The 16,833-nt window shown below is 38.6% G+C and carries 14 protein-coding genes and 2 tRNA genes; all 16 read right to left on the bottom strand.

Annotated elements, in window-relative coordinates; genetic code table 11:
- Positions 1–92: 92 nt before the first annotated feature.
- Positions 93–166: transfer RNA gene (locus HMPREF0367_RS09220), tRNA-Gly, on the bottom strand.
- A gap of 12 nt (positions 167–178) precedes the next feature.
- Positions 179–254 (bottom strand) — tRNA-Gln (locus HMPREF0367_RS09215).
- Positions 255–327: 73 nt separating this feature from the next.
- Positions 328–2,157 (bottom strand): ABC transporter ATP-binding protein, encoded by a 1,830-nt coding sequence (locus tag HMPREF0367_RS09210; protein ID WP_035403612.1) that lies wholly within the window; start codon positions 2,155–2,157, stop codon positions 328–330.
- Entirely contained in the window at positions 2,154–3,881 is a 1,728-nt protein-coding gene (locus HMPREF0367_RS09205; protein ID WP_035403609.1) for an ABC transporter ATP-binding protein, read from the bottom strand. The genes HMPREF0367_RS09210 and HMPREF0367_RS09205 overlap by 4 nt, the downstream gene beginning before the upstream one ends.
- Positions 3,882–3,899: 18 nt before the next feature.
- Positions 3,900–4,337: a hypothetical protein gene (locus tag HMPREF0367_RS09200; RefSeq protein ID WP_035403605.1), complete on the bottom strand. Its 438-nt coding sequence runs from the start codon at positions 4,335–4,337 to the stop codon at positions 3,900–3,902.
- Between the two features lie 45 nt (positions 4,338–4,382).
- Positions 4,383–4,760, bottom strand: coding sequence for a Rid family detoxifying hydrolase (locus HMPREF0367_RS09195; protein ID WP_035403604.1), 378 nt, complete (start codon positions 4,758–4,760; stop codon positions 4,383–4,385).
- A gap of 14 nt (positions 4,761–4,774) precedes the next feature.
- Positions 4,775–5,971: a threonine ammonia-lyase gene (gene ilvA / locus HMPREF0367_RS09190; protein ID WP_022355427.1), complete on the bottom strand. Its 1,197-nt coding sequence runs from the start codon at positions 5,969–5,971 to the stop codon at positions 4,775–4,777.
- Positions 5,964–7,127: an ATP-binding protein gene (locus HMPREF0367_RS09185; RefSeq protein ID WP_035403602.1), complete on the bottom strand. Its 1,164-nt coding sequence runs from the start codon at positions 7,125–7,127 to the stop codon at positions 5,964–5,966. Before HMPREF0367_RS09185 ends, ilvA begins: the two co-directional genes overlap by 8 nt.
- The gene (gene ilvD / locus HMPREF0367_RS09180; RefSeq protein ID WP_035403600.1) at positions 7,124–8,785 is read right to left on the bottom strand and encodes a dihydroxy-acid dehydratase; all 1,662 of its coding nucleotides are present in this window, start codon (positions 8,783–8,785) and stop codon (positions 7,124–7,126) included. Before ilvD ends, HMPREF0367_RS09185 begins: the two co-directional genes overlap by 4 nt.
- Positions 8,786–8,841: 56 nt before the next feature.
- Positions 8,842–9,858: a ketol-acid reductoisomerase gene (gene ilvC / locus HMPREF0367_RS09175; RefSeq protein WP_022355430.1), complete on the bottom strand. Its 1,017-nt coding sequence runs from the start codon at positions 9,856–9,858 to the stop codon at positions 8,842–8,844.
- A 14-nt stretch (positions 9,859–9,872) separates the two neighbouring features.
- Positions 9,873–10,400 (bottom strand): acetolactate synthase small subunit, encoded by a 528-nt coding sequence (ilvN, locus tag HMPREF0367_RS09170; protein WP_015536080.1) that lies wholly within the window; start codon positions 10,398–10,400, stop codon positions 9,873–9,875.
- Positions 10,400–12,079, bottom strand: coding sequence for a biosynthetic-type acetolactate synthase large subunit (ilvB, locus tag HMPREF0367_RS09165; protein ID WP_035403596.1), 1,680 nt, complete (start codon positions 12,077–12,079; stop codon positions 10,400–10,402). The genes ilvN and ilvB overlap by 1 nt, the downstream gene beginning before the upstream one ends.
- Positions 12,080–12,205: 126 nt before the next feature.
- A complete protein-coding gene (leuB, locus tag HMPREF0367_RS09160) occupies positions 12,206–13,276 on the bottom strand; it encodes a 3-isopropylmalate dehydrogenase (protein WP_035403594.1) in 1,071 nt (356 codons plus the stop codon).
- Between the two features lies 1 nt (position 13,277).
- Complete coding sequence (leuD, locus tag HMPREF0367_RS09155; protein WP_022355433.1) at positions 13,278–13,772, bottom strand: 3-isopropylmalate dehydratase small subunit; 495 nt, start codon at positions 13,770–13,772, stop codon at positions 13,278–13,280.
- 2 nt (positions 13,773–13,774) lie between these two features.
- Positions 13,775–15,037 (bottom strand): 3-isopropylmalate dehydratase large subunit, encoded by a 1,263-nt coding sequence (gene leuC / locus HMPREF0367_RS09150; protein WP_081683675.1) that lies wholly within the window; start codon positions 15,035–15,037, stop codon positions 13,775–13,777.
- A gap of 13 nt (positions 15,038–15,050) precedes the next feature.
- Positions 15,051–16,703 (bottom strand): 2-isopropylmalate synthase, encoded by a 1,653-nt coding sequence (locus HMPREF0367_RS09145; RefSeq protein WP_035403592.1) that lies wholly within the window; start codon positions 16,701–16,703, stop codon positions 15,051–15,053.
- Positions 16,704–16,833: the final 130 nt, after the last annotated feature.

Below are 16,833 nucleotides of genomic sequence, written 5' to 3'. Positions count from 1 at the left end.
GTAAGGCAGATGCTCTCCCAACTGAGCTAAGCCTCCAAGTGCCTCTCAATGTTAACATTTCCCAACGATAATGTCAATAACTTTTTTTAAAATGGAGCAGGTGATGAGAATCGAACTCACGTAGTCAGCTTGGAAGGCTGAAGTTCTACCATTGAACTACACCTGCATGTTCAGGATTTGGCTGGGGTACCTGGATTCGAACCAGGGAAATGCCAGATTCAGAGTCTGGTGCCTTACCGCTTGGCTATACCCCAATGCGCTTAGATATTATATTATTTTTTTTTATAATTTACAATAGAAAATTATAAAAAAAAGGAACGTTTGTGTTTAAGATAACTCAAACATTCCTGTATACAGCTTATAATACATTCCTTTTTGTTCGATCAAATCATCATGACTACCACGTTCTTTGACATCTCCATGATCTAGAACAAGGATCACATCCGCATTTCGAACAGTTGATAAACGATGCGCAATGACAAAGACCGTTCTTCCTTCCATCAATTGATCCATACCCTTTTCAATCAAGCTTTCTGTATGCGTATCAACTGAACTGGTTGCTTCATCCAAGATCAATACAGGTGGATCAGCAACGGCAGCTCTGGCAATAGCCAACAATTGTCTTTGACCAGCCGATAAGTTACCTCCATCGTTATAAACAGGGGTATCATACCCTTGTGGAAGTCTTCGAATAAATGAATCCGCATTGGCTAGCTTTGCTGCTTCGATGCATTGTTCATCACTGGCTTCTAAATTACCAAAACGTATATTATCCATAATTGTGCCGCTAAATAAATGCGTATCCTGCAAAACCATTCCTAACGATCTTCTCAAATCCGCCTTTTTAATCAACTTGACATCGATTCCATCATATGTAATTGAACCATTTTGAATGTCATAGAAACGGTTGATCAAATTCGTAATCGTTGTTTTCCCAGCTCCTGTAGCCCCAACAAAGGCAATCTTCTGTCCCGGTTTGGCAAATAAATTGATATCATGAAGGATCGTTTTCTTTGGGGTATAGCCAAAATCAACATGATGAAAACGAACATCTCCTTTTAATTCCACATATTCAATTCCATTCTCACGAGGATGACGCCAAGCCCATAGCCCCGTGTTTTCTTTAGTTTCAATATATTGATCATTTTCTTTTCGAACATTGACCAAAGTAACTCTACCTTCATCCACTTCAGGATCCATATCCATTAATTCAAAAATTCGCTCAGCACCAGATAAAGAAGTTAGTAATAAATTCAATTGCATGGTGAATTGATTGATCGGCATTGCAGCTTGACGAACAAAGACAAGATAGCTTGCCAAAGAACCAACATCCATCGTTTGCTGCAAACACATATACCCGCCTACAACAGATACGATCGCATAATTGATATATGATAACGAGACCACCATAGGTACAATCGTTTGAGAATAACCCTGAGCTTTTTGAGAGCTCTTTTGCAATTTCCTATTGAAATGCTCAAATTGAGTTTGATTGGCGTTTTCATGATTGAAAACTTTTACGACTTTCTGTCCTGAAATCATCTCTTCAATAAACCCATTGATCAAACCGATGTTTTTTTGCTGCAAAGAGAAGTAGGATTTGCTCTTTGCACTGGAGAATCGTATATAGGCAAACATGAACACATAGAAAATCAAGACAACAAGTGATAAGCGCCAACTCAATACAAACAATAAGATTAACGTACCAGTTACTTGTATGAAACTCTGGATCATCATCGCAAATGAATTATTCAAAGCATCCGATACAGTATCCACATCATTGGTAAAGCGTGACATCAATTCCCCATGGGAATGTGTATCAAAAAACTGCAACGGAAGTTTCTGCATGATGTGAAACAAATCACGGCGGATATCTTGAACTACTTTTTGGGCTGCTACAGCCATAAGTTGCGTATAGCCTAGTGTCGATAATACACCCACCAGAAAAATCAAAGCCATGATACCAATCTGTATGTATGCCTGATCTAATCCGGTATTTAAAACATCGTTGACAATAGGACGTATCATATACGTTCCAAATAAATTTCCTAGAGCACTAGTCGCAACCAAAATTCCTACAAATACAAAAAAGATTGCGTGATTGCCCATGTAATGCATTAACCTTTGAATGGTTTGTCCTAAATTTTGAGGTCTCATAAGCTTGCCCCCTTCTGTTGTGAAAGATATAAGCCACGATAAAATTCACTATTAGCCAGCAATTCCTCATGCGTACCGACAGCTGAAATTTTTCCATCTTCCAATACCAGTATTTGATCACAGTGAATAATTGAACTGACTCTTTGGGCAATAATGATCTGGGTCAATGATTTCATATTAGCCAAACCTTCCTTGATCTTATGATCTGTATTGGTGTCAACCGCACTGGTTGAATCATCTAAAATTAAGATCTTTGGTTCTTTTAACAAGGCACGCGCAATACAAAGCCTTTGTTTTTGACCTCCTGAGATATTATTTCCTCCTTGTTCAATATACGTATCGTATTTATCTGGCATTTGCTCAATAAACTCATCTGCACAAGCAATCTTACAAGCTTGTTTGATTTGTTCATCTGTCGCATGGGGATTGCCCCAACGTAAGTTTTCTTTGATCGTTCCAGAAAACAATGTGTTCTTCTGTAAAACGATACCCACCATATCACGTAACTGCACCAAATCAATATCTCTGACATCCACTTGACCAATTTTGATGTTACCATCGCTAACATCATATAAACGACAAATTAATTGAACCAAACTCGATTTAGCACTTCCTGTAGCCCCCATGACACCTACTTTTGAACCTGAAGGAATATGCCAGTCTATATCACTTAAAACATTTTCTTTGGCATTTGGATCATATTTAAAATATACATGATTAAAATCAATGGATGCATCTTTCGGTGTTAATGGAAGGGATGGTGATTTTAATTCAATTGGCTCTTGAATGACTTCAACCACACGGTTGCAGGAAGCAATCGATCTTGTCATCAATAGAAATACATTGGAGATCATCATCAAAGAATTCATGATTTGTAAGACATAACTCAAGACACCCGTCAATTCACCTACCTGCATTGTTTGGGCCTGGATCATCTGCACACCAAGGACCATCAAACCAACAATGGCCGCATACATCGTGAACTGAAAAGCCGGCGTATTAAAAGATGCATAGTGAAATGTATCCTGAGAGATTTTTGCCAGATCATGATTGACTTTTTCAAATTTATCTTCTTCATATTCATCTCGCACAAAGGCTTTGATAGCACGAATAGCTGTTAAATTTTCCTGAATGATCTGATTGACACGATCAACAGCTTTTTGTAGATATTTATACATAGGTGCTACTTTGCGAACGATAAAGAATAGAATGATCCCTAAAACAGGTGTTGTAAACAAGAAGATAATAGATAATTCTTTATTGATAATAAATGACATCACAAGACCCAGCAATAAGATCACAGGGCCTCTGGCAAAAGGTCGTATCCCATTGATCAAAGAATTTTGGATCACCGTAACATCGCTTGTAAGTCTTGTGATCAAAGAACTCGTTTCAAAATGATCAAGATTGATAAAAGCATACTCCTGAATCTTTGCGTACTGAATTGATCTTAACTTTTCTCCATAAAGCGTAATAGCTTTTGAAGCATAACGTGCGTATAACAGCCCACAAATCAAAGATAGAAGTGCGCATATCATCATATGGATCCCTTTTTCAATAAAAACGGATGTATCCTTCTGGACAATTCCAATATCGATAATATCGCTCATCAAAAGCGGAATGATCACTTCAAAAGATGTTTCTATGATCACAAATAATATGGCTGCGACAAAATACTTTCTCAACCCTTTTGAATATGTATATAGAACTTTTAATGAAGACATACAAATCCCTTCCCTTTTTTATATAAGTTCGTTCCTTTCAATGGCTAGATTTGCCTTATTTTCATAGATATGAATCAAGTTTATAAAAGAAACGATCAGACAGATAAGTCCCAATACATCAACCAATACACCTACTGAATTGTAAAGAGAACTTGGAATAATGGCTAAAAGTGCACTACCTGTATCAAGGATATTCTGTCCATTCCAAAGATATATTTCCATGGCAATAAAAGAGATCACTAGAAATAACATAAGGATCGATTCTATGATCGTGCTAATCATGATTATCTTTATTGCCTTATCTGTTTGATTTTCCAATTTTTTTAAATACATCAAAGTCAACATACTTATGAATAAATAAAGAATAACCAGCAACGAACAAACATTGCCTGATTTTGGCGAAATACAAAACAATCCCAATGAAAGAATCGTTGAAATACACCAGGTTTTCATCATATTTTAAATCCCTAAGATAATAAAAGAGTACATGATCGTACCCCTTTATTCATTGATCGTTGCGATAACTTCGACTTCAACCAAAACAGCTTTTGGTAAATCTTTAACAGCTACGCAGCTTCTAGCTGGATTGGTCGTGATGTATTCTGCATACACTTCATTAAAAGCGGCAAAATCTTTGATATCAGCCAAAAAACATGTTGTTTTGATGATATTTTTCATACTGGAATTTGCTTCCTTTAAGATTTCAGATAAGTTGATCATCACTTGACGAGTCTGCTCTTCAATCGTAGTTGCCTCGATATTTGATGTTTCAGGATTAATAGCAATCTGTCCTGAAGTATAAACCAACCCCTGGTTAATAATCGCCTGCGAATAAGGTCCAATGGCAGCTGGTGCTTTATTAGTATGTACTGTAATCATTGTTCTGTCTCCCTTCACTCAATAATTTTAAATCCTTCTGATTTTAAACCTTCACGCAATGTATGAATGTGATCAAAATTGCGTGTTTCCACATTAATTCGTAATACACAGTCTGTAATATTACTGCCTTCACTGGCTTTTTCATAGAATACACCTGTTACATTTGCTCCATACTTGGCAATTGTACTCGATACACCTTGAAGCTGTCCTGGTTTATCTTCAAGCTGTATCATAAGTGTATCTGACCTTCCGGATTTCAAAAGACCTCGCTCTATTACCTTGGAAAGGATCGTAACATCGATATTCCCTCCTGATAATAAACAGACAACATTTTTACCTTTTACAGGCACCTTGTTGAACATGACAGCCGCTACAGAAACTGCACCAGCTCCCTCTGTGATCAATTTATGCTGTTCGATCAAAGCTAAGATAGCGCTGGCTACCTCATCATCAGAAACCGTAACGATATCATCGACATATTTTTTACAGATGTCAAAAGTATTTACACCTGGTTCTTTGACTTTGATTCCATCGGCAATCGTCCCCACTTCTTCAAGTTTAACGATTTCATCTTCTTTTAAAGAGGTAACCATGCTGGCAGCACCTTGAGCCTGTACTCCATATACCTTGATGGCTGGATTTAAAGACTTTAAAACATAGGCAATTCCTGAAATCAAGCCACCGCCACCAACTGGTACGACAACAGCTTCAACATCAGGAAGCTGATCTAAGATTTCCAAACCTATCGTACCTTGGCCGGCAATGACATCTTCATCATCAAAAGGATGAATAAATGTATATCCTTCTTTGTCTCTTAATTCAATAGCTTTATTATAGGCATCATCATACACCCCAGGAACCAGGCAGACTTTCGCCCCATATTCCTTCGTTGCCTCAACTTTTGAGATAGGTGCTCCATCTGGAAGACAAATGATCGAAGGAATATTATTTTTAGTAGCCGCCAATGCGACTCCCTGGGCATGATTACCAGCTGAACAGGCAATGACACCACGTTCTTTTTCTTCCTTTGATAATTGAGAAATCTTATAATAAGCTCCTCTTAGTTTAAAAGATCCTGTATTTTGAAGATTTTCCGTTTTTAGATAGACGTTGGATTCTGGATCGATCTTTGGTGCATAAATCAAATCGGTCTTTCTGGCAACGTCTTTCAATACAAAACGAGCATGATAGATCTTATCTAGACTAAGCATTTTCATCCTCCTTTGATAAAGCCGCCAATTGTTCGATCAATTGTCTTGCGGCTCTGGCTGAGCGTCCACTCTTTCTTAAGGCAAACTGCTCTGCTTTTAAGGCTAATTCTTTTTCATCCATCTTTACATTGTACTGTTTAGCTAAACCATAAACAATATCTAAATACAAATCTTTCTTTGGTTTTTCAAAATATACCTTGATACCAAATCGTTCAGATAAAGAAATGGTTTCCTGCATCGTATCCTGACGATGGATCTCATCTCCTTCGCGAGCCTGGAAAGTTTCTTTTACTAAATGACGACGATTGCTGGTGGCATAGATCACCGTATTATGACAGCGAACGGAAACACTTCCTTCCAACACAGCCTTTAAAGCACTAAATTCATCATCATTATCTTGAAACGATAGATCATCTATAAATAAGATAAATTTTAATGGATTACTGGAAAGAAGATCCAACAATCTTGGTAATAGATACAATTGTTTTTTACCAAGTTCGATCAAACGCAATCCTTTATTCGAATATTCATTGGCAATGGCTTTTACCGTTGCCGATTTTCCAGTTCCTGCATCTCCATACAATAATACGTTGCTGGCAAGATGATCATTTAATAATACTTCTGTATTCGCAATGATTTTTTGTTTTTGTAAATCATATCCGATCAAATCACTTAAGCGAATTGGATCTGGATATTTGACTGGTTCCAAACAAAAATCATGGTCTGTACTTTCCTGAATTTGAAACATCGTATAGCGAGCAAAATCACCAAACCCATATTGATCGATATGAGATAATCTTTCAAAGTAAATTGTTTCCAGATCTACTTCATGACTTTGCCATAAAGCATGCATGCCTTCGAAGAAATCATCTGGTTTCATCTTTGCGTATGAAGATAATATGGATAATTCATGTTTAGCACTTTGAATCATCAGTTCAGGAACATCTTTTCCTGAACTGGCAATTCGCGTCATACAATTTTCTAAAGACAAGATACTATCAGTCAAATACTGCGTCCAATCAGTCATATCTTGTTGATATAAAGCACTGACAAATTTTGCATACCTGGTTTCCGAAGGATGCTTTATCAGCTTATAGAATCGTTGAATTACTTCATCTTCAAAAAGATCTCTGAAGATGACAAACTGGTGTTTCATTTATTAATGATAGCCCCTTTATCGGCACTGGAAACCATCTTTGCATAACGAGCCAAATACCCAGTCACATCCGTTTTGACCTTGATTGGCATCTCTTTTTTACGTTTTTCAATTATTTCATTTGAAACTTTTAGTTCAATTTTGTGTTCTGGAATATTAATAGAGATGATATCACCATCTTTGACATAGGCAATCAGTCCACCTTGAACGGCTTCCGGTGAAATGTGTCCAATAGCCGCTCCTCTTGTAGCTCCAGAGAATCGCCCATCTGTTATCAAGGCAACTTCTTTATCCAATCCCATTCCGGCAATCGCACTTGTTGGTGATAACATTTCACGCATTCCAGGACCTCCAGAAGGTCCTTCATAACGAATCACGACAACATCTCCTGCTTCGATCTTACCGCCAAAGATTCCTTGAATAGCTTCTTCCTCCGAATCAAAGACCTTCGCTGGTCCTTCATGAACCAACATCTCTTTTGCCACGGCAGAACGCTTAACAACACAGCCATCTTCTGCTAAATTTCCTTTTAATACCGCAATACCACCGGTTTGTGAATATGGATTATCAATTGGACGAATGACATTTAGATCTTTATTGACATGTCCTACTAAATTTTCTTTTAAAGTTTTACCGGTAACAGTCATAACATCGGTATGAATCAAATCCTTTTTTACCAATTCATTTAATACAGCATAGACACCACCAGCTGCATCCAGCTCTTCAATATATGTAGGTCCTGCTGGAGCTAAGTGGCATAGATTTGGCGTTCTTGCACTGATTTCATTGGCAATATCCAAATTGATCTCAATACCACATTCATTGGCAATTGCAGGAAGATGCAACATAGAATTGGTTGAACATCCTAGAGCCATATCTGCCGTTAAAGCATTTTCAAACGCTTCTTTTGTCATGATATCTCGTGGTCGAATATTTTTGCGATACAATTCCATAACTTGCATACCTGCATGTTTGGCAAGTTCAATACGTTTTGAATATACAGCAGGAATTGTACCATTTCCGGCAAGTCCCATACCAAGAACTTCCGTTAAACAGTTGTGTGAATTCGCTGTATACATACCCGAGCAGGAACCACAGGTAGGGCAAGTATTTAATTCATATTCTTTTAATTCTTCTTTACTGATCTTACCAGCCTGATAGGCACCCACAGCTTCAAACATGCTGGATAAAGATGTCTTATGTCCTTTTACATGTCCTGCCAACATTGGCCCCCCTGAAACAAAGATCGTTGGTACATTGATCCTTGCAGCTGCCATTAATAAACCTGGCACATTCTTATCACAGTTAGGAATCATAACAAGAGCATCAAACGCATGGGCTAAAGCCATGGCTTCAGTTGAATCGGCAATCAGATCACGTGTTACCAACGAATACTTCATGCCCTTATGTCCCATCGCAATCCCATCGCATACCGCAATAGCCGGGAATACTATAGGTGTTCCTCCAGCCATAGAGACACCCATCTTAACAGCTTCACAAATCTTATCCAGATTCATATGCCCTGGAACGATTTCATTATAGGAACTTACGATTCCAACCAAAGGTCGCTCAATTTCTTCTTCTGTTAGACCAAGCGCATGTAATAAAGAGCGCTGCGGTGCTTTATCAAACCCTGATTTCATTACTTTGCTATCCATAATTATTCCTCTCACTTCTAAACATTAAGACAATCCCAAAGGATTGCCTTATTTTTTTAGTTATTGATCAGTTTATCTTCATCAGACCAGCTATATAGCTTACGTACATCTTCACCAACTTTTTCACATGGATGTTCGGCAGCCAGCTTGCGCATTGCCTTAAAGTGAACTTGGTTACCAGCTTGTGACATATCCAATAGGAAGTCTTTGGCAAATGTTCCATCCTGAATATCGCTCAAGATCTTACGCATTGCCTTTTTCGTATCTTCTGTGATGATTTTTGGTCCAGAAATGTAATCTCCATATTCAGCTGTATTGGAAATTGAATAACGCATTCCTGCAAATCCAGATTGATAAATCAAGTCGACGATCAACTTCATTTCATGAATACATTCAAAATATGCATTTACTGGATCATATCCGGCTTCTGTCAAAGTTTCATATCCTGCCTGCATCAAGGCTACAACACCACCGCAAAGAACTGCCTGTTCACCAAATAAATCGGTTTCTGTTTCGGTACGGAATGTTGTTTCAAGCACACCAGCACGGCTTCCTCCAATACCAGCTGCATAAGCTAAACCGATATCCCATGCATCTCCTGTCGCATCCTGTTCAACCGCAATTAGACAAGGTACACCTTTTTGGGCTTCGTATTCGCTACGAACAGTATGTCCCGGTCCTTTTGGTGCGATCATAATAACATTGACATTTTTTGGTGGAACGATGCATCCAAAGTGGATATTGAAACCATGGGCAAAAGCCAATGTTTTCCCTTCGCTTAGATTTGGTGCAATTTCACTTTCATATACAGCTTTTTGTTTTTCATCCGGAATCAAGATCATGATGATATCGCTCATCTTAGTAGCTTCGGCAACGCTGTATACTTCAAGTCCCTGTGCTTTTGCCTTGGCAGCGGATTTACTGCCTTCATAAAGTCCAACAACAACGTCCACACCTGAATCTTTCAAGTTCAAGGCATGTGCATGTCCTTGAGAACCATATCCAATAATCGCTACTTTTTTTCCATCCAATTTCTGAATATCACAATCTTGCTGGTAATAAATTTTTGACATAATACTCCTCTTTTCTATTCTACCTTTTGATCTTCTGTAGTACGGGTATTTCGATTTAGATACGTACATCCTCTATCTAAAGAAACGATACCCGTTCGACACATCTCCAAAATCCCTATCGGTTGTACCGCAGCAATAAATGCATTGATTTTTGATGTTTCACCGGTTATTTCAACACATAGAGTGTTTGGAGAATAGTCAATGATCTTAGAGCGGAATATATCGACCGCTGATAAGATATCCTGTCTTGTTTCTGGACGATTTCTTAATTTGATCAACGCCAGTTCGCGTTTAACGCTTTGTTCTTCGTCCATTACTTTTACTTCCATAACATTGTATAGCTTTTTACATTGTTTAATGATCTGTTTGCGAACCGAATCATCTCCATGTGTAACGATCGTGATCCTTGAAAGATTAGGATCTTCGGTTTCTCCAACGGTCAAGCTATCGATGTTAAAACCACGTCGAGTAAACATGCTGGAAATACGTGTTAAGACACCCGGCTGGTTGTCAACTAAGATCGCTATTACAAATTTTTCCATCATGCGTCCTCCTTGATCGTAATAATATCTTCAAAAGATCCTCCCGGCGGAAGCATTGGAAGAACAAATTCATCTTTATCTATGTAACAATCAACCAATACTGGACCCTTTTCCTTAAACGCCTGATCTATGACATCTTTCATTTGAGACACATTGCTGATTCGATACCCTTTGATACCAAAGGCTTCTGCCAATTTTACAAAATCCGTTTTACGTTCAAGAACGGTCTGCGAATAATGTTTATCAAAGAATAAATTCTGCCATTGTCTTACCATACCAAGAACACCATTGTTCATTAAGATGATCACAATTGGAAGATTTTGCGTCGCCACTGTAGCAAGCTCATTTAAGTTCATTCCAAAACTTCCATCTCCAGTAAACAATACGGTTCGCTCGTTGGTATACATAGCAGAACCGATGGCTGCCCCAAGGCCAAAGCCCATCGTACCTAAACCACCACTTGTAATAAATGTACGTGGTTTTTTGAATTCATAATATTGGGCAACCCACATTTGATGTTGACCAACATCGGTTACGATCTTTGTATCATCACTTGTATGCTTAGATACTTCCTTGATCAAAGTATATGGGTTCAATTCGTCTTTTGGCATATTTTGATCAATGGATTTTTTACTAAACTCTTTTAATTCTTTGATCCTATTTTGCCATTCAATATTCTCTTTCGGTTTGACAAGTTTCAATATTTCATTTAAAGCCTGTTTAAGATCACCGCCAACACCTAGATCGACCGATACATTTTTATCAACTTCAGCACGATCTATATCAATATGAATGATCTTAGCTTTCGTTGCATATTTGCTGACATTTCCAGTAGCACGATCACTAAATCGAGCTCCTATCGTTAGGATCAAATCAGCTTCATCCTGAGCGATGCTGGATGCATAATCCCCATGCATTCCTTCCATTCCTAGAAATCTCTCATTGTTTCCAGGAATGACCGAAAGCCCCATAAGGGTCGATCCTATAACCGCATCGATCGTATTGGCAAGCTGAATGATTTCTTCAGTCGCATCGGCTGTAATGGCTCCACCTCCCACATAAATATATGGTCGGTTTGCTTCCATAAGCATCTTGGCTGCTTTTTCAATTTTATATTCCTTGGCCGGTCTTTGTTCAATTTTTTCGACCACATCATGTGGTGTATATTCAAATCTGCTTTGTTGAACATCTTTTGGAATATCGACGAGTACTGGGCCCGGCCTTCCTGATTTTGCAATTTTGAAAGCTTCACGAATCGTATCCGCAAGATCTTCAATGTTCTTCACGATAAAATTATGTTTTGTGATTGGTAAAGTGATTCCGGTGATGTCCACTTCCTGAAAACTATCTCGCCCAATTAATGAATTCGGAACGTTTCCTGTGATCGCAACCAAAGGAATAGAGTCCAAGTAAGCTGTCGCAATCCCCGTAACAAGATTGGTAGCACCTGGTCCACTGGTTGCCATAACAACACCGACTTGACCACTTGCTCGAGCATAACCATCAGCGGCATGACATGCCCCCTGCTCATGAGCTGTCAAAACATGCTTGATCCTGTCTTCACGCTCATACAAAGCATCATACAAATCGATGACCTGCCCTCCCGGATATCCAAAAAGAACTTTACATCCCTGCTCGATCAGCGTTTCAATCGTGATCTGTGCACCCGTCAGTAACATATTCTCACCCTTTTCTTCTTTATCGCAATAGTGTATAAGATTTTTATAGCACTTGTTCAATATAAAATCAAGACTTTCACCGTAATTTTTGAAAGTATTTTCATTATTTGAAAAGAATTTACATTATTAAATATTTTTTAATATTGCATCCCCCATCTCACTGGTAGATACTAATTTCATGCCTTCTGTCATGATGTCTGCTGTTCGATATCCTTGATCTAATGCTATAGAAACTGCATTTTCTATATCATCTGCTTCATCAGCCATATCAAAACTATAGCGTAACATCATAGCCGCACTTAAGATACAGGCAATTGGATTCACGATATTCTTACCGGCAATATCTGGAGCAGAACCATGAATTGGTTCATATAAACCACAGCTGCCCTTGCCAAGACTTGAACTGGCAATCATACCAATGCTGCCGGTGATTTCACTCGCTTCATCACTTAAGATATCGCCAAACATGTTTTCCGTTACAATGACATCGAACTGTGAAGGATCTTTACATATCTGCATGGCAGCATTATCGACAAACATTGTTGAATACATCACTTCTGGATATTCTTTTTTCAATTCATCCATGACTTTTCGCCATAATCTTGAAGTATCCAATACATTTGCTTTATCTACCATACAAAGTTTTTTGTTTCGCTTCATTGCCGTTTCAAAGCCGATACGGCCAATCCTATAAATCTCTTCCTCGCTATAAGACATTGTATCTTTGGCAACAAGCTGACCATTTACTTCATTAGTTTCATGGTTTCCAAAATACACACCACCAATTAATTCACGAACGATCACAAAATCAATTCCTTTTTCCACAATGGATTTCTTTAAAGGAGATGCATCTTGTAATTGTGGCCAGATCTTGGCAGGTCGAAGATTGGAATACAATTTCATTTTGCTGCGCAGCTTTAACAATCCTTTTTCAGGACGTAAATGTCCTGGCATTCCTTCCCATTTAGGCCCTCCTATGGCACCTAATAGCACGCTGTCACTGTTTAAACATTTTTCAAGTTCATGTTCAGGAAGTGGTTCGCCATACTTGTCAATGGCTTCACCTCCCATCGCAATATCTGTATACACAAATTCGTGATCATACTTTAAGGCAATTTTATTTAAGATGCGCAATGCTTCTCTTACTATTTCTGGACTGGAACAGTCTCCCCAAATAACACCTATGTTCTTTTTCATCTTATTTGCTCCTTGAACGTAATGAGGCCATTAAGCCACCTTTATCGATGATATCCTGGATAAACTCAGGAAATGGTTCTGCCTGCCACTGCAGATCTTGTGTAATATCATGGATGACACCTGTTTTAAAATCGACATGAACTTCATCTCCAGCCTGGATCTTGTTACAAGCTTCTTCACATTCTAAGATTGGCATACCGATATTGATCGCATTACGATAAAAGATTCGGGCAAAGCTTTTCGCAATCACACAGCCAACTTGACAAGTCTTGATCGCAAGTGGTGCATGTTCACGACTTGATCCACATCCAAAGTTATAACCAGCTACGATAATATCTTCTGGTTTGACCTGCTTGACAAAATCCTTGTCAATATCTTCCATACAATGTGCTGCCAGTGCATTCGCATCCGGGGTATTTAGATAACGAGCTGGAATGATCACATCCGTATCCACATTGTCTCCATATTTAAATACTTTTCCTTGTACGTTTTTCATATTCATTCTCCTATACTTCTTGGATCTGTTATATAACCTGTAAGGGCACTGGCTGCCGCTGTATATGGACTTGCCAAATAAATGCTAGAGCTAATATGTCCCATACGTCCAACAAAGTTACGATTTGTCGTTGAAATACATACTTCATTTTCTGCCAAGATCCCCATGTAACCGCCTAAACAAGGTCCACAAGTTGGTGTTGAAACAACACAACCGGCATCAATAAAGGCTTCCGTATATCCTTTTTGAATACACTCTTTATAAATCTGCATCGTGGCTGGAATGATGATCACACGAACATCTGAAGCAATCTGTCTTCCTTTTAAGATTTGGTAAGCTGCTTTCATATCTTCCATACGTCCATTTGTACAGCTTCCAATGACAACTTGATCGACCTTGATCTTATTTTCACTTGCCGGATGTGTATTTTCAGGAAGATGCGGATACGATACAGTTGGAACTAAACGACTTAGATCAATTGTAATTTCCTTTTCATACTCAGCATCTTCATCTGCTTTATAAATGGTATACTCTCTTTGTGAGCGATTTTTTAAATAATCAATCGTAATATCATCCACTTCAAAGATTCCATTCTTGGCTCCCGCTTCGATCGCCATATTACATATACATAAACGATCATCCATGCTTAAAGATGAAACACCCTCTCCACTAAATTCAAGAGATTTATATAAAGCTCCATCGACACCAATCATTCCAATTAGATGTAAGATAACATCTTTACCACTAACATATGGCTGAAGCTTTCCAATCAAATTAACTTTTATGGCACTTGGAACTTTAAACCATGCTTTTCCTGTTGCCATTCCTGCTGCCATATCCGTACTACCAACACCTGTTGAAAATGCACCCAAAGCACCATAAGTACAAGTATGAGAATCTGCACCAATAATACAATCACCTGCTGTAACGATTCCCTGTTCAGGTAGTAATGCATGTTCGATCCCCATTTTCCCAACATCAAAGAAATTTTTGATATCATGTTTTTTCGAGAAATCACGACACGCCTTTGACTGCATCGCAGCCTTTATGTCTTTATTAGGAACAAAATGATCTAGCACGATATTGATCTTTTCATTATCATACACTGAATCAAATCCAGCTTTTTCAAATTCATTGATCGCAACTGGAGTCGTGATATCATTTCCTAAGACTTCATCCAAATCAGCCATGATCAACTGGCCAGGTTTAACACTTTCCAATCCGGCATGAGCTGCCAGGATCTTTTGGGTCATTGTCATTGCCATATACATTTCCTCCCTACTGATTATTAATTGCCGAGACCAGCGCTTTGATACCAGCACGAATAATGTCAGTATCTTCGCCTGCTCCCCAGGCTCTATGTCCATCTTCACAAACAATTCCTACATAACTTGCGGCTCTAGAATGTGAACCATCATCCAAAGAGTGTTCTGAATATGTCTCTAGACTGAAACTGTTTGGAAGCATTTGTTTTAAGGCATTGGAAACTGCATCCAAGCGCCCATTCCCTTTATCATATATTTGATGCACCTGATTGCCAAAACGAGCTATCACATGGGCTTCAATTTCATCGCCCTGCACAAAGTGAGCTTCCAGGACTTCGACTGGACGACTTACATTTAAATATTCCTCTTTAAAGATCGAGTAGATTTCATCCGGTTTTAATTCTGCATGTGATTTATCGGATACATCTTTTACGCGATAACCAAAATCCTCTCGCATCTTGGCTGGCATGACATAGCCATAACTCTTTTCTAAAATATAACCAATACCGCCTTTTCCAGATTGTGAATTGATACGAATGACATCGGCATCATATTCACGTGATACATCATGAGGATCAATAGGCAAATACGGAACATTCCATTTATGCAAATGATTTTCTTCTCGATAATTCATACCTTTGGCAATGGCATCCTGATGCGAACCAGAGAAAGCGGCAAAAACCAAAGATCCAGCATATGGCTGACGACAAGACACATTCATACGTGTCACTTCTTCATATACTTCACAAATATGTGGCATATTTGAAAAATCAAGTTTTGGGCCCACTCCATGTGAATACATGTTCATAGCCAAAGTGATCGCATCCACATTTCCTGTTCTTTCTCCATTTCCAAATAAACAACATTCCACGCGCTGTGCTCCTGCCAATAAGGCAAGTTCTGTATCGGCCACACCAGTTCCACGATCATTATGTGGGTGTGTCGACAAGATCACCGCATCACGATAATGAAGTCGATCGCTGCAGTATTCGATCTGATTGGCATAAATATGTGGCATGCTCATTTCAACAGTTACCGGTAAATTGATGATCATTGGTCTATCCATCGTTGGCTGCATGACATCAAGAACCGCATTACATACTTCCAATGCATATTCCGGTTCCGTACCGGTAAAGGATTCAGGTGAATATTCAAATAAGAAATTTCCTTCATACTCCTCGGATAGTTTCTTGACTAACTTAGCACCTTCCACTGCTATCTGTTTTATTTCTTCTTTTGATTTTTTAAAGACCTGCTCTCTTTGGGCAACCGATGTAGAGTTATAAAAATGAATGATAGCTCTAGGAGCCCCTTTTACAGCTTCAAACGTTTTACGAATGATATGATCTCGACACTGGGTCAAAACTTGAACAGTCACATCACTAGGAATCATGTCATTTTCAATGATCGTTCGTAAAAATTCATATTCGGTTTCACTGGCAGCTGGAAACCCAACTTCAATTTCTTTAAAACCAATTTCCAACAACAGTTGATAAAACTTAAGTTTTTCTGACAAACTCATTGGAATCACAAGAGACTGATTACCATCTCTTAGATCGACCGAACACCATATGGGCGCTTTTTCTATATGATCTTTTTTGACCCAACGGTATTCATTGACTGGCGGTGCATAATAACCGATTGAATATTTACTGGCATCCATCATTTCTATTTCCTCCTTTTTGCCAAGAACCTCAAGAGATAAAAAAACGTCTCTCAAGGTAAAAAATTCCTTAAGAGACGAGAATAAACCCGCGGTACCACTCTTATTGTCGTAACACGACCCCTCAGTACGA

Origin of the sequence: Faecalitalea cylindroides ATCC 27803, assembly GCF_000469305.1 — a bacterium.
GTDB lineage: Bacteria > Bacillota_I > Bacilli_A > Erysipelotrichales > Erysipelotrichaceae > Faecalitalea > Faecalitalea cylindroides.
This window is presented reverse-complemented; position numbering and strand designations above follow the sequence as displayed.